18 protein-coding genes are annotated in these 18986 nt (G+C 66.2%); 6 read left to right on the plus strand and 12 right to left on the minus strand.

Going from position 1 to position 18986, the window contains the following annotated elements; translation table 11 throughout:
* Nucleotide 1: 1 nt before the first annotated feature.
* The 9 genes from cysN to rfbC form a co-directional block, all read right to left on the minus strand.
* Complete coding sequence (cysN, locus tag TSB10P1A_RS20430) at nucleotides 2-1903, minus strand: sulfate adenylyltransferase subunit CysN (RefSeq protein WP_186389788.1); 1902 nt, start codon at nucleotides 1901-1903, stop codon at nucleotides 2-4.
* A 2-nt stretch (nucleotides 1904-1905) separates the two neighbouring features.
* On the minus strand, nucleotides 1906-2814 hold the full coding sequence (gene cysD / locus TSB10P1A_RS20435) for a sulfate adenylyltransferase subunit CysD (RefSeq protein ID WP_186389789.1): 909 nt from the start codon (nucleotides 2812-2814) through the stop codon (nucleotides 1906-1908).
* 327 nt (nucleotides 2815-3141) lie between these two features.
* Nucleotides 3142-3888, minus strand: a complete 747-nt coding sequence (locus tag TSB10P1A_RS20440; protein WP_186389790.1) for a class I SAM-dependent methyltransferase — start codon at nucleotides 3886-3888, stop codon at nucleotides 3142-3144.
* The gene (locus TSB10P1A_RS20445) at nucleotides 3888-4757 is read right to left on the minus strand and encodes a bifunctional 2-polyprenyl-6-hydroxyphenol methylase/3-demethylubiquinol 3-O-methyltransferase UbiG (RefSeq protein WP_186389791.1); all 870 of its coding nucleotides are present in this window, start codon (nucleotides 4755-4757) and stop codon (nucleotides 3888-3890) included. The genes TSB10P1A_RS20440 and TSB10P1A_RS20445 overlap by 1 nt, the downstream gene beginning before the upstream one ends.
* 17 nt (nucleotides 4758-4774) lie before the next feature.
* A complete protein-coding gene (locus TSB10P1A_RS20450) occupies nucleotides 4775-6097 on the minus strand; it encodes a rhamnan synthesis F family protein (protein ID WP_186389792.1) in 1323 nt (440 codons plus the stop codon).
* A 12-nt stretch (nucleotides 6098-6109) separates the two neighbouring features.
* A complete protein-coding gene (gene rfbA / locus TSB10P1A_RS20455; protein ID WP_186389793.1) occupies nucleotides 6110-6979 on the minus strand; it encodes a glucose-1-phosphate thymidylyltransferase RfbA in 870 nt (289 codons plus the stop codon).
* Nucleotides 6976-7851 carry a dTDP-4-dehydrorhamnose reductase gene (gene rfbD, locus TSB10P1A_RS20460; RefSeq protein WP_186389794.1) on the minus strand — a complete coding sequence of 292 codons (876 nt, stop codon included), beginning with the start codon at nucleotides 7849-7851 and terminating at the stop codon, nucleotides 6976-6978. The genes rfbA and rfbD overlap by 4 nt, the downstream gene beginning before the upstream one ends.
* Before the next feature lie 8 nt (nucleotides 7852-7859).
* Entirely contained in the window at nucleotides 7860-8882 is a 1023-nt protein-coding gene (locus tag TSB10P1A_RS20465) for an NAD(P)-dependent oxidoreductase (RefSeq protein WP_186389795.1), read from the minus strand.
* 228 nt (nucleotides 8883-9110) lie between these two features.
* Nucleotides 9111-9668, minus strand: a complete 558-nt coding sequence (gene rfbC, locus TSB10P1A_RS20470) for a dTDP-4-dehydrorhamnose 3,5-epimerase (protein WP_186389796.1) — start codon at nucleotides 9666-9668, stop codon at nucleotides 9111-9113.
* Nucleotides 9669-9923: 255 nt separating this feature from the next.
* On the opposite strand from rfbC, the gene TSB10P1A_RS20475 reads away from it, so the two are divergent.
* The 6 genes from TSB10P1A_RS20475 (at nucleotide 9924) to TSB10P1A_RS20500 (ending at nucleotide 16405) form a co-directional block, all read left to right on the plus strand.
* Nucleotides 9924-11018, plus strand: coding sequence for an NAD(P)/FAD-dependent oxidoreductase (locus TSB10P1A_RS20475; protein WP_186389797.1), 1095 nt, complete (start codon nucleotides 9924-9926; stop codon nucleotides 11016-11018).
* A gap of 106 nt (nucleotides 11019-11124) precedes the next feature.
* Nucleotides 11125-11910 (plus strand): ABC transporter permease, encoded by a 786-nt coding sequence (locus tag TSB10P1A_RS20480; RefSeq protein ID WP_186389798.1) that lies wholly within the window; start codon nucleotides 11125-11127, stop codon nucleotides 11908-11910.
* Complete coding sequence (locus tag TSB10P1A_RS20485) at nucleotides 11907-12560, plus strand: ABC transporter ATP-binding protein (RefSeq protein WP_186389799.1); 654 nt, start codon at nucleotides 11907-11909, stop codon at nucleotides 12558-12560. The genes TSB10P1A_RS20480 and TSB10P1A_RS20485 overlap by 4 nt, the downstream gene beginning before the upstream one ends.
* 27 nt (nucleotides 12561-12587) lie before the next feature.
* Complete coding sequence (locus TSB10P1A_RS20490) at nucleotides 12588-13874, plus strand: hypothetical protein (protein WP_186389800.1); 1287 nt, start codon at nucleotides 12588-12590, stop codon at nucleotides 13872-13874.
* Between the two features lie 28 nt (nucleotides 13875-13902).
* Entirely contained in the window at nucleotides 13903-15279 is a 1377-nt protein-coding gene (locus tag TSB10P1A_RS20495) for a hypothetical protein (RefSeq protein WP_186389801.1), read from the plus strand.
* Between the two features lie 28 nt (nucleotides 15280-15307).
* Nucleotides 15308-16405 carry a hypothetical protein gene (locus tag TSB10P1A_RS20500; protein WP_186389802.1) on the plus strand — a complete coding sequence of 366 codons (1098 nt, stop codon included), beginning with the start codon at nucleotides 15308-15310 and terminating at the stop codon, nucleotides 16403-16405.
* A gap of 12 nt (nucleotides 16406-16417) precedes the next feature.
* Here TSB10P1A_RS20500 and TSB10P1A_RS20505 read toward each other — a convergent pair whose 3' ends face one another.
* The 3 genes from TSB10P1A_RS20505 to TSB10P1A_RS20515 all read right to left on the minus strand — a co-directional run bounded on the left by TSB10P1A_RS20505 (nucleotide 16418) and on the right by TSB10P1A_RS20515 (nucleotide 18960).
* Nucleotides 16418-17272 carry a class I SAM-dependent methyltransferase gene (locus tag TSB10P1A_RS20505; RefSeq protein ID WP_186389803.1) on the minus strand — a complete coding sequence of 285 codons (855 nt, stop codon included), beginning with the start codon at nucleotides 17270-17272 and terminating at the stop codon, nucleotides 16418-16420.
* A gap of 138 nt (nucleotides 17273-17410) precedes the next feature.
* Nucleotides 17411-18175 carry an ABC transporter permease gene (locus TSB10P1A_RS20510; protein WP_186389804.1) on the minus strand — a complete coding sequence of 255 codons (765 nt, stop codon included), beginning with the start codon at nucleotides 18173-18175 and terminating at the stop codon, nucleotides 17411-17413.
* A complete protein-coding gene (locus TSB10P1A_RS20515) occupies nucleotides 18172-18960 on the minus strand; it encodes an ABC transporter ATP-binding protein (RefSeq protein ID WP_186389805.1) in 789 nt (262 codons plus the stop codon). Before TSB10P1A_RS20515 ends, TSB10P1A_RS20510 begins: the two co-directional genes overlap by 4 nt.
* Nucleotides 18961-18986 lie beyond the last annotated feature (26 nt).

Below are 18986 nucleotides of genomic sequence, written 5' to 3' on the forward strand. Positions count from 1 at the left end.
TTCAGATCAGGTCATTCGCCTCCAGATAGGCGATGATCTCGTCGACGATCTCCTCCGGATCGCGGCCGAGGGTGCGGATGTGGAGTTCCGGGTTTTCCGGCGCCTCGTAGGGGCTGTCGACGCCCGTGAAGTTGCGCAGCTCGCCCGCATCCGCCTTGCGATAGAGGCCCTTCGGGTCGCGCCGGCGGCACTCCTCGATGGGCGTGTCGATGAAGACCTCGATGAAGCGCCCGTCCGGGAACAGTTCGCGCGCCATGGCGCGCTCGCTGCGGAACGGCGAGATGAACGAGACCAGCGTCAAGAGGCCGGCATCGACGAACAGCCGCGCCACCTCGCCGACGCGCCGGATGTTCTCCACCCGGTCGGCATCGGTGAAGCCGAGGTCGCGGTTGAGCCCGTGGCGCACATTGTCGCCGTCCAGCGTGTAGGTGTGGCGGCCGCGCACATGCAGCTTCTTTTCCAGAAGCGAGGCGACCGTCGACTTGCCGGATCCGGACAGACCCGTGAACCACAGCGCCGCCGGGATCTGGCCGAGGCTCTGCGCGCGCGCCGCCTGGTCCACTTCCAGCGCCTGCCAGTGGATGTTGGTCGCCCGGCGCAGGGCGAACCAGACCATGCCGGCACCGACCGTCGCATTGGTCAGCCGGTCGATCAGGATGAACGAGCCGGTGGTGCGGCTCGCTTCGTAGGGGTCGAAGGCGACCGGCACCGTCAGCGCCAGATTGGCGAAGGCGATCTCGTTCAGCTCCAGCGTCTTGGCCGCGACCCGCTCGAAGGTGTTGACGTTGATCTTGTGCTTGATCTCGGTCACCGAGGCGGTGACCGTCCGCGTGCCGATCTTCAGCAGATAGGAGCGGCCCGGCAGCAGCGCGTCCTCCGACATCCAGATCAGATGCGCGGCGAACTGGTCGGCAACGTCCGGACGGGCGGCGGCGGAAGCGATCACATCGCCGCGCGAGGCGTCGATCTCATCGGCGAGCACCAGCGTCACCGCCTCGCCGGAGGCTGCGCTTTGCGCCTCGCCCACCTGCGACAGGATGGTCTTCACCGTCGAGGTGCGGCCCGAGGCGGCCACCACCACCTCGTCGCCGACGCTGACACGGCCGCCGGCAATGGTGCCGGAAAAGCCGCGGAAGTCGAGGTTCGGGCGGTTCACCCACTGGACGGGGAAGCGGAACGGACGGGCAGCGTCGTCGCGGCCGACCTCGACCGTCTCCAGATGCTCCAGCAGCGTCGGCCCCTGATACCAGGGCATGTTGTCGCCCGGGGCGGTGACATTGTCGCCATAGCGGGCCGACAGGGGGATCGCCACCAGCGTCTCGAAGTCGAAGCCTTGCGCGAAGGCGCGGAACTCGGCCTCGATCTCGCGGAACCGCTCCTGCGAATAGCCGACGAGGTCGATCTTGTTGATCGCCAGCACCACGTGGTGGATGCCGAGCAGCGAGGCGATGAAGGCGTGCCGCCGCGTCTGGGTCATCAAGCCGTTGCGGGCATCGACCAGCAGCACGGCGAGATCGGCGGTCGAGGCGCCGGTCGCCATGTTGCGGGTGTATTGCTCGTGGCCGGGCGTGTCGGCGACGATGAACTTGCGCCGGTCGGTGGCGAAGAAGCGATAGGCGACGTCGATGGTAATGCCCTGCTCGCGCTCGGCCTCCAGCCCGTCGACCAGCAGCGCCAGGTCGATGTCGTCGCCGACCGTGCCGTGGCGGGTGGAGTCGCGCTCCAGCGCGGCGAGCTGGTCCTCGAAGATCAGCTTGGTGTCGTAGAGCAGCCGCCCGATCAGGGTGGACTTGCCGTCATCGACGCTGCCGCAGGTGAGGAAGCGGAGCTGGTCCTTGTTGACCTGGGACAGGATGTACTCGCGCACGGCCTCGTCGGAGGTGGTCGGATCCGGGTTGAGCATGGTCAGAAATACCCCTCGCGCTTCTTCTTTTCCATCGAGGCGCTGTCGTCGTGGTCGATCAGGCGGCCGGAGCGTTCGGAGGTGCGGGCGATCAGCATCTCGCGGATGATCGCCGGCAGGGTATCGGCGTCGGACTCGATGGCCCCGGTCAGCGGGTAGCAGCCGAGCGTGCGGAAGCGCACCAGCAGCTCCTCGACCCGGTCGCCCGGACCGATCGGCATGCGCTCGTCGTCGACCATGATCAGCATGCCGTCGCGGCGCACCACCGGCCGCCGCTTGGCATAGTAGAGCGGCACGATCGGGATGTTCTCCAGCAGGATGTACTGCCAGATGTCGAGCTCGGTCCAGTTGGACAGCGGGAAGGCGCGGATCGACTCGCCCTTGGCGATGCGCCCGTTATAGAGGTTCCACAGTTCCGGGCGCTGGTTCTTGGGGTCCCAGGCATGAGCCTTGCTGCGGAAGGAGAAGACGCGCTCCTTGGCGCGGCTCTTCTCCTCGTCGCGGCGGGCGCCGCCGAAGGCCGCGTCGAAGCCGTATTTGTCGAGCGCCTGCTTCAGCGCCTCGGTCTTCATCACGTTGGTATGCACGGAGGAGCCGTGGCTGAACGGGCCGATGCCCTGCCGGATACCCTCCTCGTTGGTGTGCACGATCAGGTCGGCGCCGATGCGCCTCGCCGTCTCGTCGCGGAAGGCGATCATCTCGCGGAACTTCCACGTCGTGTCGACATGCATCAGGGGAAACGGCAGGCGCGAGGGCGCGAAAGCCTTCATCGCCAGATGCAGCAGGACGGAGGAGTCCTTGCCGATCGAATAGAGCATGACGGGATTGCGGAACTCGGCCGCCACCTCCCGGATGATGTGGATGCTTTCCGCCTCGAGCGTCCTGAGATTGTCGAGGCGGCCGGGTGCCATTCCGTCCATTTGCAAGTTCGACCCTTCCTGATGCATCACGCGACCTCGCGCCCCGCCGAGGCCCCGTTCGAAACGAGGCCGGCACGGTATCCCGCAAGGCGAGCCGCTCCCTGGCTGCCGGTTTGTCTGTTATGGCTCTTTCGGCCTTTTTCGCCCCCGTCGGCCGAAATCTGGCACGACCCGATCGGGCTCCCTGGCGAACGGATGAACCGGCGGCAAACACCCGCGTCGACACTCATTCCGTCAGCTCCTTCTAGTTGCTCGCAGCGGCGCGATCAAGCCGTTGACGTCAGGTCCGCAAGGGCCGCCGGAGCCCCTGTCCCGCCGTCAGAGACGCCGCAGCACCGCCCCCGTCTGGCCGAGCCGGCCCTGCGGCACGATCTCGCGGTTGCCGTCGATATAGCTCTCCACCGCGAAGCCGAGCTTCTCCGCCCAGAGCTCGATGACGTTGCGCTCGATGAACATGTTGAGCACCGGCTTGGTGCCGTTTCTCTGCTGCTCGACACTGCCGGCGAACACCGGAAAATGGCCGATACTGCCGAACTCCAGAAACGAGAACAGGAACGTCCCGCCCGGCCGCAGCACCCGCTGCACCTCCTGCATGTAGAGATAGCTCTCCTCGTGCAGCAGATGGGTGAACAGGCTGAACGAATAGACGATGTCGGCGGAGGCATCCTGCGCCGGGATCGTCAGGTCGGTGGAGATGTGGAAGCGGTAGTCGGCCGGGGTGTGGGCGCGGGCATAGTCGATGAGGTCCTTGACCACGTCGATGCCGAGATAGCGATAGCTGCCGTTCGCGGCGAGCTGGCGCGCGGTGCGGCCGCTGCCGCAGCCAAGGTCGATCAGGCTGTCGCCGTCCTTCAGCCCGAGCGAGCGCAGCAGCTCCAGATGGATGCGGCCCTGGATGTCGTAATGGCCGCCGACGGCCAGCGACATCGCCTCGTCCAGTGGATGGCTGTCCTTCAGCTTGCGGACATGGCGCTCGTAGTCGCGCTGGAAATGCGGCTTGTCCGCCTCCTCGCGCGCCTTGCTGCCGGTCAGCGCGCCGACGATCCGCTGCAGGATCCCGGCCATCACGCGCCCTTCCGCTTTCTGGCGACGAAGGTCAGCGCCGGCCCGTTGACATGGGCCGGGTCGTCCTTGCCGATCTCCACGTCGAAGCCGAGCGCGTCGAACAGGCGCAGCAGCGAAGCCTTCTCCACCCAGCGGGTCACCCGCTCGGCGCCGCCGCAAAAGCCCTTCCAGTCGAGCACCTGCTGCACATAGGTCTGCCGGCTCATGGTCACCGGCACGCCGCGATGCTGGATCGTCTCGGGTGCGGCGAAACGGCCGGCATAGACCGGATGGCGGGAGATGATGTCGTGGTCGTAATAGTGGCTCCAGATGCCGATGGCATCGGCGCTCCGGCACATCGCCTCGATCAGCGCGACCGGATCGCTCATGTGGTAGAGCACGCCGCTCGCCACGATGGCATCGAACCGGCGCGGCTCCTCATCCAGGTATTTCAGGAAGTCGCCAAGCAGGAACTGGGCCTTGTCGAGCCGATAATTGTTCTTGACGATCAGGCACTTGAAATAGGCACGGGTGTTCGCCTCGATGGAGGTGATCGAGGCCGCACCCTTCTTCTGCAGCATATAGGTGTGGCTGGCCTCCAGCGGCCCCAGCTCCAGCACGCTCTTGCCCGTGTAGCCGCCGCAGGCCCGCTCGAAGAAGTCGATGCGCGGATCGGTGAAGAAGGCCGGCTTGCCGTTGGAGGGCAGGTCCGGCAGCGCGCCGGACCATTCGCCCTCGAACAGGTCGATGGCGTTCTCGGGCCGCGCCACCCGCATGTCGTAGCGGTCGTCGAGCGCCTTGTCCTGCGCGGCCCGCGCCTGCGGCAGCACCACCGCGCGCCGCGCGCCCGAGACCGTGTTGATGAACCGACGGAACAGTCGTCTTGCCATGGGTGTCGACCCCGTCCTCAAATCGAGCCGTAGCGGAACAGGACTTTCTTGAAGCCCTTGTAGTAGCGCCCCATCCCCTTGCTGCGGATGTCGACGCGGATGTCCTCGGCGAAGGGCAGGTCGAGATCGTCGATGATCTTGTTGATCTGCTCGAACGTGTAGACCCCGCGATAGACGAGGTCCCGCTTCAGGATCGGGACGCCGAGGAACTTGTAGTAGAGAAATCCGCCGAAATGGATCTGGTTGCGCTCGGTCATCAGCTTGACGTAGCCCTCGATGAACTCCGCCACCTTGAAGTCGCTGAGGTTGCGCCGGCTCTGGAAGTCGTAGCGCAGGTCCAGCGCCTTGGTGACGTCGTCGTCATCGGCGAGCGAGGTGCCCTTGGCCCGAGCGGTGTTGACGAGATCGGCGAAGCGCTCGATGAACTGGCCCTGGGCCAGCGCTTCTTCCGAGATCGCCTGGCTGGAGCGCAGTTCGATCAGCTTGTAGAGCTGCTTGCGCAGCAGGTTCCTGTTTCGGAACGGCACCAGGTCGATGGTCGACTTGAGCTCGCCGAAATCCATGCCGACGAGGATGTTGTAGACCTCGACCGGGTTGACGATGATATGCGGACCCTGGCCGACCTTGCGCAGCACGCATTTGGTCAGCCCCACCTCGCCCTTGTGCACCGACCAGCGGCGGGTGCTGATCGGCAGGTACTTGTCCCAGTATTCCAGGAAGGCCGGCGCCTCGATCACCTCGCGGTTGAAGGCCAGCAGGAACGACTGGACGTGGTAGTGGTGCTCGAACACTTCCGTCAGGCCGATGAACGGCTCGTCCGCGTCCAGCCTGGCGAAGATCTTGTCGAGACCGTTCGGCAGGTAATAGACGCTGTCGTTCATCAGGATCAGCTTGTCGATCACCGGCTCGCGCTGGCGCAGCAGGCTGAAACCGTCCTTGTAGGCGCCGAAGTCGCGGCCGAGGTTCTCGCGCTCGATCAAGAGATGGCAATTGTCGAGCAGGTCCTCGCGCACGCTGCCGCTCGCGCGCATGTTGGTGACGAAGACGATGTTGATGCCGCGGGCGTTCAGCGCGTCGATCGCCGTGCGCGTGAACACCTGGATGTCGGCCTTGGTGTAGATCACGAAGATCGCGAAGCGCTTGCCCTCATGCGAGCGGCGCCCTTCGGTGACGCCGAGAATACGACGCTTTTCCGAATAGAGCTTGGGGTCGAGCCGGCAGACGAAGCGGGCATAGACCTCGTAAGGCATGATGACGAGGAAGTACCAGTACAGGTACCAGACCCGGTTGAGGATCCTGTAGAAGAAGAAGATCACTGGGTGGATGACCTGCCCGAGCATGTTCCCTCTCGCCTATTTTCGTCCGCTGATCTGCAGGAGGTACTCGCCGTACAACGTCTTGGCGAGCGGCTTGGCGAGTTCGAAGACGTCTTCCGGAGTGATCCAGCGGTTCACCATGGCAATCTCCTCCAGACAGGCGACCTTCAGCCCCTGCCGGTGTTCGATCGCGCGGATGAATTCCGACGCCTCCATCAGGCTGTCATGGGTGCCGGTGTCGAGCCAGGCAAAGCCCCGGCCGAGCTTTTCCACCGTCAGGTGCCCCGCCTCCAGATAGCGGCGGTTGATGTCGGTGATTTCCAGTTCGCCGCGGGCGGACGGGCGCACCTGGTGGGCGTGTTCGACCACCTCGGCGTCGTAGAAATAGAGCCCGGCCACCGCCCAGTTGGATTTCGGGCTTGCCGGCTTTTCCTCCAGCGACACCGCGCGGCCGGCCTCGTCGAACTCGACGACGCCGTAGCGCTGCGGGTCCTGCACGTGATAGGCGAAGACCTTGCCGCCGGCGGTCAGCGCCGAGGCCTTGACCAGCCGTTCCGAGAGGCCGTGGCCGTAGAAGATGTTGTCGCCCAGCACCAGGGCGCAGGGGCTTCCGTCGATGAAGCGCTCGCCGAGGATGAAGGCCTCGGCCAGACCGCGCGGCTCCTGCTGCACCACATAGGAGAGCTTGATGCCCCACTGGCTGCCGTCGCCGAGCAACGCCTCGTAGCTCGGCAGGTCGCGCGGGGTGGAGATGATCAGGATCTCGCGGATGCCGGCCAGCATCAGCACCGACAGCGGATAATAGATCATCGGCTTGTCGTAGACCGGCAGCAACTGCTTGCTGGTCACCAGCGTCAGCGGATAGAGCCGGGTGCCGGAGCCGCCGGCGAGCACGATCCCCTTCACGCCAGGTGCCCCTTCTCGGCCATGTAGTCCTCCAGCGCCTCCTGCCAGGGGCGCGGCGCGCCGATGACGGAGGCGAGCTTGTCGTTCGACAGCACCGAATAGGCCGGCCGGCGCGCCGGCGTCGGAAACTCCGCCGAGGGGATCGGCTCCACCGTCGCGGCGATCCCGGCCTTGCGGACGATCTCTTCGGCAAAGCCGTGCCAGGTGACCGATCCCGAATTCACCACATGCCAGATGCCCGAAGGCACATCCTTGCGCAGCATCTCCAGCAGCGCGGCGGCGATGTCCTTCGTCGAGGTCGGCGACATCTGCTGGTCGGCGACGACGCGCAGGTGGCCGCGCTCGCGGGCGAAGCGGATCATCGTCTCGACGAAATTGCCGCCCTTGCCGCTGGCCCCGGCCACGCCGAACAGCGAGGCGACGCGCAGGACAAGCGTGTTCTCGCAGGCGAGCCGGGCAAGATCCTCGCCCATCGCCTTGCTGGCGCCGTAGATATTGATCGGCGCGCGCGCATCGTCTTCCAACAGCGGGCTGCGCTTGTCCTGGCCGCCGAACACATAGTCGGTCGAGACATGGACGAAACGCGCCGACTTCGCCTGCGCCAGTTCGCCCAGCAGCGCGACGAGATGAGCGTTGATGGTGAAGGCGTGCTGCGCGTTGCTCTCGACCTCGTCGGTCTTGTGATAGCTTGCACAGTTCACCAGCACGTCGAATTCGGCGGCGGACAGCAATTCGCGCACCCCGTCGAAATCGCCGAGATCAAGCCGGTCGCGGTCGACGGAGACGATGTCGAGCGGGCTGCCCGCGGCCTCGTTCACCCGGCGGATGTCCGTGCCGAGCTGGCCGCCGGGACCAAGGAGGATCGTTTTCATGGGAAGCCTCAGATGCGCAGCATGCCGCCGTTGAGCTCGAGCTCCTTGATGCGCTCGTGCCAGCTCACCAGTTCCTTGTACCAGGCAAGCGTGATGGTCTGGGTCGTCTTGTCGGTGCGCCCGTCCTCCAGCGCCGCCAGCACGTCGCGCACGCCGTCGACCGCCGTCAGTTCGGCCTTGAAGCCCAGCGCCTCGATCTTGTCGAAGGCGACCCGGTAGGAGCGATGGTCGGGATCGCCGTACCACTCGATGGCGACCTCGTTCGGCAGGGTGTCGGCGACGATCTGCGCCAGCGGGCCGATCTGGTAGTTGTTCTCGTCCGAGCCGACATTGAAGATCTGGCCGTTGACCTTGTCGGCCGGGGCGCTCAGCATGAAGATCTGGGCCCGCGCGGTGTCGCGCACATGCACCATCGGCCGCCACTGGCTGCCGTCGCGCATCAGGGGCAGCTTGCCGGTCTTCCAGGCGCCGAACACCATGCCGTTGATGGCAAGGTCGAAGCGCATGCGCGGGCTGTAGCCGTAGACCGTCGCCTGGCGCAGCACCACCACCGTGAAATCGTCCGAGGCGAGCGGCAGCACGCCGTGCTCGGCCATCTCGTTGGCGCGCGCATAGGCGGTCAGCGGGTTGGTCGGCGTCGTCTCGTCGGCGATGACGCCGGGCTCCTGGAAGCCGTAGAGGCTGCAGGAGGACGGCAGCACGTAGCGCTTGACGCCGGCCTCGCGGGCGAGCCTTGCGGAGCGCACGCGCGAGACGTGGTTGATCTGGTCGGTCTCGCGGCTGAATTCCTCGCCGGACGGATCGTTGGAGATGGCGACAAGGTCGATCACATGATCGATGCCGGCAAACAGCGCCGGATCGATCAGGCGCGTGTCCTGTCGTACGATTTCCAGCCGCTCATGCTCGGGCAGAAGCTCGCGACCGAAGAAGAACCGGTCGACCGCGCGGACCGCGTAGCCTTCCTCCAGCAGCATCGGCACGAGGGTGGTTCCGATATAACCGCCCGCACCCGTGACCAGTACAGTTTCCATGCAAACACCGACCGCGTTCGAGTTGTGGGCCGGCGGCACTCCACCAGCCCCTTAGCAATTCCAGGAAGGCCTCCTGCCCCGGATGCCCTCGTCCCTGCCCCGATCCTAGGTCCATGCGGCGTCGCCACCGGCGGCGCATTTTGCAGCCCAGGGCGAGGCGATCAAGCCGCATGTACGAAAATATTGATTAAATTGCGGGCGCACCCGCCTTGGAAACCATCACTCCCGTCAGAACCAGTGGACCACATCCTTGAAGAAGGGCTGCGCGCGGTCCTTGTCGGACAGGATCACCCTGCCCTCGTCGATCCCCCAGTCGATGGCCAGGTCCGGATCGTTCCAGCGGATGCCGAAATCATGCGTGGGCGCATAATGTCCCGTCACCTTGTAGATGATCTCCGTATCCGGCTCCAGCGTCAGGATCGCATGGGCAAAGCCCACCGGCACCAGGATCTGGTTCCACTCGGCGGCGGAGATCTCCGCCGACACCCATTTGCCGAAGGTCGGCGACGCCTTGCGGATGTCCACCGCCACGTCGAGGATGCGGCCGCGCACGCAGCGCACCAGCTTGTCCTGGGCGAATTCGCCGCCCTGATAGTGCAACCCGCGCAGGGTGCCGACCTCCGCCGAATAGGAATGGTTGTCCTGGATGAAATCGAGCTCGATCCCGGCTTCCGCAAAGGCCTTCTTGTTGTAGACCTCGGAGAAAAACCCGCGATGATCGCCGAATTTCCTTGGCCGGATAATCTTTACTTCGGGAATTTCAAGGCTGGTAACGTCAACGGCCATGGAAATGAATGCCTGTCCTTGAGAGTTCGAAAAACGGAACGGACCCGCCGTTGTATAGAAGACCCAGCCGCGACGAACAAGAGCGCAGTAGGGCCTCGATCCGCTTCCTGTTGCGACGCCCCTGCCGATGGCCTAAGCGACGTCACACGCAATTGCGGCGGTTTGCCGGCAGCTTGGGCCGGCAGCTTGGGCCGGCAGCTTGGGCCGGCAGCTTGGGCCGGCAGCTTGGGCCGGCAGCTTGGGAAGGAGCGGGGGATGGATGTCGAGACGGTGGTGATCGGGGCCGGGGTGATCGGCCTTGCCGCCGCGCGCGAGCTCGCCTTGCGCGGGCGCGAGGTGATGGTGCTCGAACAGCATCCGATCATCGGCTCGCAGACCAGCGCCCGTAACAGCGAGGTGATCCATGCCGGCATCTATTATCCGGCCGGCAGCCTCAAGGCGCGCGCCTGCCTGGCCGGGCGCGAGATGCTCTACAGCTTCTGCCGGGAGCACGGCGTTGCCCATCGCCGGCTCGGCAAGCTGATCGTCGCGACCGCGCCCGAGCAGGTCGAGGCGCTCGTCGCGATCCGGGCCAGGGCGGAGGCGAACGGCGTCGACGATCTCGCCTTTCTGGATCGCGCGGAGGCGCTGGCGCTGGAGCCGCAGCTTGCCTGCGAGGCGGCGCTGCTCTCCCCCTCCACCGGCATCCTCGACAGCCATGCCTTCATGCAGGCCCTGCAGGGCTCCCTGGAGGCGCGCGGCGGCCAGGTGGTCTGCGGCGCCCGGGTGACCGGGCTTGCGCCCGTCGACGGTGGCTACCGGCTGACGGTGGCGGACGGCACCGACGGCTTCGCCCTCACCTGCCGCTCCCTCGTTATCGCGGCCGGCCACGGCGCGCCCTCGCTCGCCGGCCAGCTTGCCGGCACGCAGGCACCGCAAGCCTATTTCGCCCGCGGCTGCTATTTCTCGATTGCGGGGCGCGCGCCGTTCTCGCGGCTGGTCTATCCGGTGCCCGAGCCCGGCGGCCTCGGCGTTCACCTGACGCTCGACATGGGCGGCCAGGCCCGCTTCGGCCCGGACGTGGAGTGGATCGACAGCCTCGACTACACGGTCGACCCGCGCCGCGCCGACGGCTTCTATGCCGAGATCCGCAAATACTGGCCGGGGCTGGCCGATGGCGCGCTCCGGCCGGACTACAGCGGCATCCGGCCAAAAATCTCCGGCCCCGACGCGCCGGCGGCGGATTTCCGCATCGACGGACCTCGCGAGCATGGCCATGCCGGCCTCGTCGCGCTGTACGGCATCGAATCGCCCGGCCTGACCTCGGCGCTGGCGCTGGCCGGGATCGTCGCCGACAGGCTGGAGGCATGACGAGATTGCCCCGCGCGCCCGGACATGCCATGGAATCGTCGCGTTCCCCGGTCATTTGTACCGCAGCGCAACATGCGCAAGCGGAACCGGAAGCTTCGGGAGTGACATGACGACGTCCTTCGTCGCCGCCCTGGCCAACCAGAAGGCCGTGATGGGCGCGCTCATCCTGCGCGACATGCGCACCCGGTTCGGGCGTACGGCGATCGGTTTCGTCATCGCGGTCGCATGGCCGCTCACCCACCTGCTGGCGATGCTCGGCGTGTGGGTGGCGCTGGGGCGCGCCGTGCCGCTCGGCACCAACAATGTGGTGTTCTTCGGCACCGGCATCATGCCCTATATCCTGTGCCTCTATCCGGGGCGGATGATGATGATGGCGATCCAGCAGAACAAGCCGATGCTGCTGTTCCCGGTGGTCAAGGTGATCGACATCATCCTGGCGCGCGCGGTGCTGGAGATGATCACCGCCATGTGCGTGCTGATCGCCTTCTGCGCGATCCTCTACATCGCCGGCGTCGACTTCCTGCCCAACCGGCCGGAGATCGCCATCGCCGCCATTGCCGTCACGGTGCTCTACGGCATTTCCGTTGGCCTGCTGAGCTGTGTCATCCTGGTGCTGTTTCCCATGTGGGTGGCGATCTTCATCCTGATCATGATCGCCCAGTGGATCACCTCCGGCGCGCTCTACCTGCCGAGCATGATGCCGTCCTGGGTGCTCGACTACATCGTCTACAACCCGCTGTATCACTGCATTTCGTGGCTGCGCACCGCCTATTACGACGGCTATGCGGAAGGGACGCTCGACCCGCTCTATGTGGTACAGGTCTCGCTCTTCACCCTGTTGCTCGGCTTTGCGGCGGAGCGGGCGGTGCGCGGAAAGCTCTTGATGAAATGATCAGGTTCCAGAACGTCTTCAAGTTCTACCGCACGCAGAAGACGCTCAAGATCGTGCTCGACCACATCAGCTTCCGGCTGGACAAGGGCGTCAGCTACGGGATCATGGGCATCAACGGAGCGGGCAAGTCGACCCTGATGCGGCTGATCGCCGGCACGGAGATGCCCAACAGCGGCCGCATCGTGCGGGACTCGCGCGTGTCCTGGCCGCTCGGCTTCGCCGGCGGCCTGCACCCGGCGCTGACGGGCCGCGAGAACATCCAGTTCGTCGCCCGCGTCTACCGGCAGGACATCCGCAAGGCGGTGCGCTTCGTGGAGGATTTCGCCGAGCTCGGCCCGTTCATCGACGCGCCGTTCGGCACCTATTCCTCCGGCATGCAGCAGCGCCTCGCCTTCGGCCTGTCGATGGCGATCGACTTCGACTGCTATCTGATCGACGAGGTGATGGCGGTGGGCGATTCCCGCTTCCAGCAGCGTTGCCGGGACGAATTCAACAAGCGCAAGCAATATTCGGATATGATCATGATCTCGCACAGCATCGAGCTTGTGCAGATGTATTGCGACCGTGGCATCGTGCTCGCCGACGGGAAGATGTATTTCTTCGATTCGGTCTCGGATGCGGTCGAGATGTACAAACAGTTGAACATGTAGCGGCGGCGGGCGAAAGGCTCGCCGCGAATGGCGGAGAAGATGTCGGACGCGCTCATAGACGTGGTGCTCGGCGGCGGCGGCGACGTGGTCGCCGAGGCACCGAAGACCGGCAGGCGCACGGACGCGATCTCGGCGGCCCTCAAGGAGGCCAGCCGGCGCATCCGCTCGAACCGCCGCGTCATCGGCGGCGGCGGCTTCCGTCGCCGGCGCGGCGAGCGGCTGTTCCTGCTGTCGATCATCGCCAGCGGGCTGCTGGTGGTGCTGGTTCCGGTGCTGGTCGCCGGCCTCTATTTCGGCCTCATCGCCTCGGACCGTTACGAGTCCGAGATGCAGTTCTCGCTGCGCAACTTCAAGGCTTCGGCGCCGGCCGCCTTCATGTCGCTGACCGGCCTGCCGACCGGCAACCTCATGCAGGAGGCCAAGGTCGTCCAGAGCTACGTGCACAGCCGCGCCCTCGTCGATCACCTGCTGGAGCGGACCGACCTGTTCGGAAAGTTCAACTCGCCCGACATCGATGTCTTCTCGCGCTTTCCGCAAGGCGATCCGATCGAGGATTTCATGGAGTATTGGCGCGAGCGGGTCGGGGTGCATGTTGAAACCCTGTCGGGCATCGTCACCGTCACGGTGCAGGCCTTCTCGGCGCAGGACGCGCAGGAGATCAACAGCCTGATCCTGGAGGCCGTCGACCAGCTCGTCAACGAGCTGTCGGCCCGCGCCCGCGCCGACCTGCTGCAGTTCAACCGCCAGGATCTCGACCAGGCGCAGGAACGGCTGAAGGCGCTCAGCGAAGACCTCGCGGCGCTGCGCAACAGCACCGGCCTGCTCGATCCCGAGCTCTATGCCAAGTCGATCTCGGCGGTGGCGACGGAGCTGGAGGTCCGCCTCTCCGACATGCGGGTGCGCCAGCGCGCGGCGCTCGGCTCGATGAATGCCGACACGCCGCAGATGCGCTTCCTCGCCCGGCAGATCGAGACGCTGGAGAGCGAGATCGTGCGGCTGCGCCAGGAGATCGCCTCGCCGGGCAGCACCGGCGAGACGCTGTCGACCACCAAGGCGCTGTTCGACCGCTACCTGCTCGACCAGGAGATCGCCCGCAAGCAGTACACCCAGGCGAGCCTGGAATACGAGCGGGCGCGGCTGGACGCTGACCGGCGGCAGGTCTATACGGCGGTCGTGATGCAGCCGACCCTGCCGGAGGACGCCGAATATCCGCGCCGGATCTGGTCATGGACCGTGGTCCTGGTGCTGTGCATCTCCGCCTGGGGCGGACTGGTCGGCCTTGCGGTGCTCATCCGCAACCATCTGGCGGCATGACGATGGACGCGAGGCGCTGGACGTGACGATGCAAAGACTGCTTTCGCGCCTTCCCGGCACCAGGGAACGGCCCCCCAAGGCACAGGGGCCGAAGTCGCAGGGAAATGCCGGCGAGCGCAAGGCGGCGCGTCCGGAAGGCGTTGCCGCCCGCGCCGTCAAGGTCACCGGCGGCAGCAGCGACACTGAGGGCCTTGCCCCGCGCTCGCGCGGGCCGCTGGCGCGCGCCGGCACGAAGGTCACCGGCCTGGTGCGCAGCGTCCGCGAGGACCTGAAGGAGCTGCGCGAGACCGACACGTCCGGCCGGCGCGGCGGCGGGCTCTGGCGCAGCTTCGGCATCTTCGTGATGATCCCGACGGTGCTCGCCGCGCTCTACTTCCTCGTCATCGCCTCCGACATCTTCGCCTCCGAAACCCGCTTCATGGTGCGCAGCGGCGACACCCAGCAGGAGGTCGGCAGCGGCGCGCTCGCCATGGTCGCCAAGGTCGCCGGCGTCTCCGGCACCAGCCCCGACAGTTTCGCCGTGCTCAACTATGTCAAGAGCCGGGCGATCATCGAGGATATCGGCGGCAAGGAGACCGTCTTCCGTCTGTTCAACCCGGATCGCGGCGACTATTTCGCGACGCTGGAGCGGGACGCGACCTGGGAGGACATCGTCGACTACTGGCACCGCCGCGTCACCGCCTCGCTCGACACCCAGTCGGGCATCATCACCGTCGAGGCGACCGCCTTCTCGGCCGAGGAGGCGGAGTGGCTGGCCCGGCAGGTCGTCGAGAAGAGCGAGACCCTCGTCAACGAGATCTCCCGCCGCGCCCGCGAGGAAGCGCTGCGCGTGGCGCTGGCCGATGTCGAGCTTGCCCGGGGCAGTCTTGCCGAGGCCCGCGAGGCGCTGCGCCTTTACCGCAATGTCAGCGAGACCATCGACCCGACGATGACAGCCGAGTCCATCGGCCAGGTGCTGTCGCAGCTCATGCTCAAGCGGATCGAGCTGGAGGCGCGGCTGGAGACGACGGCGGCGATGCTCGACCAGGATTTCGCGCCGCGGCAGGTGCTGGAGCGCCAGTTGGCCGAGGTCAAGGCGCAGATCGCCGCGCAGGAGGGCCTGCTCGCCTCGCAGGGGCGCAGCGAGGGCACCGTGTCCGACGTGGTCGCCAGCTTCGAGAACCTGCGGCTGGAGGAGGAGTTCGCCGCCAACCGCTATTCCATCGCCGTCTCCTCCTACGAGAAGGCGCGCCAGGAGACCGAGCGCCAGCAGCTCTATCTTGTCGAGATCGTCCGTCCCGCCGTGCCCGACACCGCGCTCTATCCGCGCGTTGCGGCGGGCATCTTCATGATCTTCTTCATTTCCTTCGTCCTGTGGGCGATCGCCTCGCTGATCGTCGCCTCGGTGAAGGACCACGCGATCTGACGGGACAGCCCCCGGGAGAGCCGGCACAGTGCAGTTTCATATCGACAGACAGGCCAACGGCGTCCTTTCCGGCTGGATCGTGCCCACCAATCCGGGCGGCACGCCGCATGTGAAGGTGATCGTCAACGACGAGGAAATCGCCGTCGTCGGCCCGAACGTGAACCGCCAGGACATCAAGGACCTGGGGCTTCACACGACCGGCTTCGTCGGCTTCCATATCGACGACAAGGTGGTGAAGGGCATCCAGAAGGCGGAGAACGTCCAGCTCGTCGAGCAGGAAACCGGGCTGATGGTGCACCGGCACACCGCCTCGCCCTACCGGATCGAGAAGCGGGTGATGTTCTTCAACCTCTGCGTCGTGCCGCAGATCCGCATGCGCAACATGGCGAACGACCTGTTCAGCCTGACCTATACCAACAGCGAGCGCATCACCTTCGCGACCATCTCCAGCATCCTGATCAACCACAATGCCCATTCGCTGTTCGTGATGGGCCGCAGCAATCACAACCGCATCGCCGAATTCCTGCTGAGCCGCGACTATATGCGCTTCGCCCTGCTGCGCGACCCCGTCGTCGAGCTCGCCGAGCGGCTGGTGATGATCAAGCAGATCTCCCGGTCCACGAACCGCAAGCTCTTGGAAAACCTCGTCGCCGGTCTCGAGAACCTGTTCGGCCTGTGCGAGACCATCGACCTGGAGAACGAGGACTCGCTGCACGACGCCTTCACGCGGCTGCGTCCGCAGCAGATCCAGGCGATTGCCGACCCGTTCCTGCGCGCGCTGGTCTGCGACCAGGGCGACGAGCCGGAGGAGCGGCATATCAGCATCGCGCTGGACCGGCTGGCCGAGTTCGACGCGGTCGGCGTCGAGGAGCGGATCGACGAGTTCAACACCTGCGTCGAGGAGGCCATCGGCCGCAACCTGTTCGCCGGCTACGAACCTTACGTGCTGCCGGGCACGATGGAGCTGGCCGAGCGGCTGCAGCAGATCGACAAGGTGCAGGAATATCTGGAGTTCGACGTGGTGCTCTATCGCGAGCTGCGCGACGTCATCGACACCGAGTTCGGCAGTCCCCGCACCGCCCCGGCTCCCGCGAGCGGCGTGCCGCAGGCGGCCCAGCGGCGCTGACCACCCTCGCCCTCAGCGCTTGACGCAGCAGACCGCGTAGTCGAGGCGGCGGCCGTCAACATATTCCTGGTAGCGCATGGTGCCGGGCATGTCGGCCCAGTCGAGCGCGTAGTCGCGGAACGGCCAGGGCACCCGGTTGATCAGCTCGCGCCGGCGCGGCACGTCCTCGGCAATCGCCGCGAAGACGTTTTCGGTGATGTCGACCACCTTGTGCACGTCGAGCCCGTTCTTCTCGCAGAGCGCGTCGACGATCTCCCGCTGGTCGGCGAAGTCCTTGTCCGTGTAGCCGACCGAGAAGCTCAGGACGCCGCCGGGGCGCAGCACGCGCGCGGCCTCCTGCATGAAGGCGTCCATGCCGACATAGCTCGCCGCGCCGACGCTGAAGATCATGTCGAACGAGCCGTTGGCCAGCGGCAGGTCGCGGGCATTGCCCTGCAGGATGCGGATGGAGGGGATGTGCTGCAGCCGCTTGCGGCCGACGCTCACCGCGCTGGTATTGACGTCGACGCCGGTGATCCGCGCCTTTGGGAAGCGGTGATGGGCCACCTGCACGCCGCCGCCGAGGCCGCAGCCGATGTCGAGGATGTCGGCCCAGTCGGCACCATCGGCCCCTCCCCCTCCGGCGGCCTCACGGGTCAGTTCCCACAGCACCTTGTCGTAAAGCGTCGCCTGCAGCGGCTCGCGGTCGAAGGGCGCAAGCTCCGTCCACGGCACTTCCGCCGGCGAATAGCCGCTGTTGAAGAAGTTCTGGTGGCGGGCCGGCGACAGCCGGTAGAGCGCGAAATAGATCGCCTCCTGGAGCTTGCGCTGGAGCGGCTTGGGCAGGTTCCGCTGGATGCGGCGCTTCAGGACATAGAGGAACGACATGCAGGTCTCCGGCGGCTGGTGCCGACCGTGTTACAGGCTCGCGCGCCGCTTGCCTACACCTTGCCGCCACTCCGGCGGCAGGTTCCGCCGGAGTGTTGCGCCGTCGCGCTACAGGCGAGTGCCGGCGAGTGTCGGCGATCAGTTGCGGCCCGAGCGGTGCGCCCAGCCGGTCATGCGCATCTCCAGCCAGGCCATCGCCGCATACATGACGATGCCGAGCACGGCGAGCGCAACCAGGCCGGCCCAGACCAGCGGCACGTTGAACTGCGACTGCGCCGCCAGCATCATGTGGCCGATGCCGGCATTGGCGGCCACCGTCTCGGAGATCACCGAGCCGACGAAGGCCAGCGTGATGGCGATCTTCAGCGAGCCGAAGAAATAGGGCATGGAGCGCGGGATGCCGACCTTCAGCATGATATCCATCTTCTTCGCGCCGAGCGCGCGCAGCACGTCCTCCATCTCCGGTTCGATGGTGGCGAGCCCCGTCGCCACGTTGACGACGATGGGGAAGAAGGCGATCAGGAAGGCGGTCAGCACCGCCGGCACCGTGCCGATGCCGAACCAGATCACCAGGATCGGCACGACGGCGACCTTCGGAATCGAGTTGAAGCCGATCATCAGGGGATAGAGGCCGGCATAGATCGCCCGGCTCCAGCCGATGGCAAGGCCGAGTGCCAGCCCGCCGACCACCGCCAGCAGGAAGCCGACCGTCGTCGTGAACAGCGTCTGCAGCGAGTTCTTCCAGATCGGCGACCAGTATTTGACGATGGCCGCCCAGATGTCGGTCGGCGCCGGCAGGATGAAGACGGCGATGTCGAGGCCCTTGCACGCCGCTTCCCAGACGACGAACAGGCCGATCGTCCACAGCCAGGGGGCGGCCTTGATCCAGCGTTCGTTGGTCATGCGGCGGCCCTCGCCTCGGCAATGTGTCCGCGCAATTCGTGGACGATGTCGTTGAAGTCCCCGTCATAGGTCAGGTCGATCGGCCTCGGGCGCGGGAACTCGACCTGGCGCTCGACGATGATGCGGCCGGGGCGCGCGCTCATCACGAAGACGCGGTCGGCGAGGAACACCGCCTCGCGCAGGTCGTGGGTCACCAGAATGACGGTGAAGCCCTTTTCCGCGTGCAGGTCGCGCATCACCTGCCACAACTCCTCGCGGGTGAAGGCGTCGAGCGCGCCGAACGGCTCGTCGAGCATCAGGAGCGCCGGGTCGTGGATCAGCGCGCGGCACAGGTTCGCGCGCTGCTGCATGCCGCCGGAGAGCTGCCAGGGGAACTTGTCGCCGAAGCCCTTGAGGCCGACCACCTCCAGCAGGCTTTCGGCGCGGGCAACATAGCTCTCATACTCGCTCTTCAGCCGGCGCCGGTGCGGCTGGACGATTTCCAGCGGCAGCATGACGTTCTTCAGCGTCGTGCGCCAGGGCAGCATCGAGGGGTTCTGGAAGGCCATGCCGGCGACGGAGACGGGCCCGTCCACCTCCTTGCCGGCGACCTCGACGGTGCCGGCCTGCGGCCGGATCAGCCCGGTGGCGAGCTTCATCAGGGTCGACTTGCCGCAGCCAGAGGGGCCGACCACGGCGGCGAATTCGCCCTTCTGCACGGCCATGGTCAGGCCATCGAGGGCGAGCGTGCCGTCGCCGCCGTCATAGGCAAGGCGGATGTTGTTGAGATCGACGAAACCGGTCACGGCGGGGCGATACTCCGAGAGATGAT

Origin of the sequence: Stappia sp. TSB10P1A, assembly GCF_900185725.1 — a bacterium.
Taxonomy (GTDB): domain Bacteria; phylum Pseudomonadota; class Alphaproteobacteria; order Rhizobiales; family Stappiaceae; genus Stappia.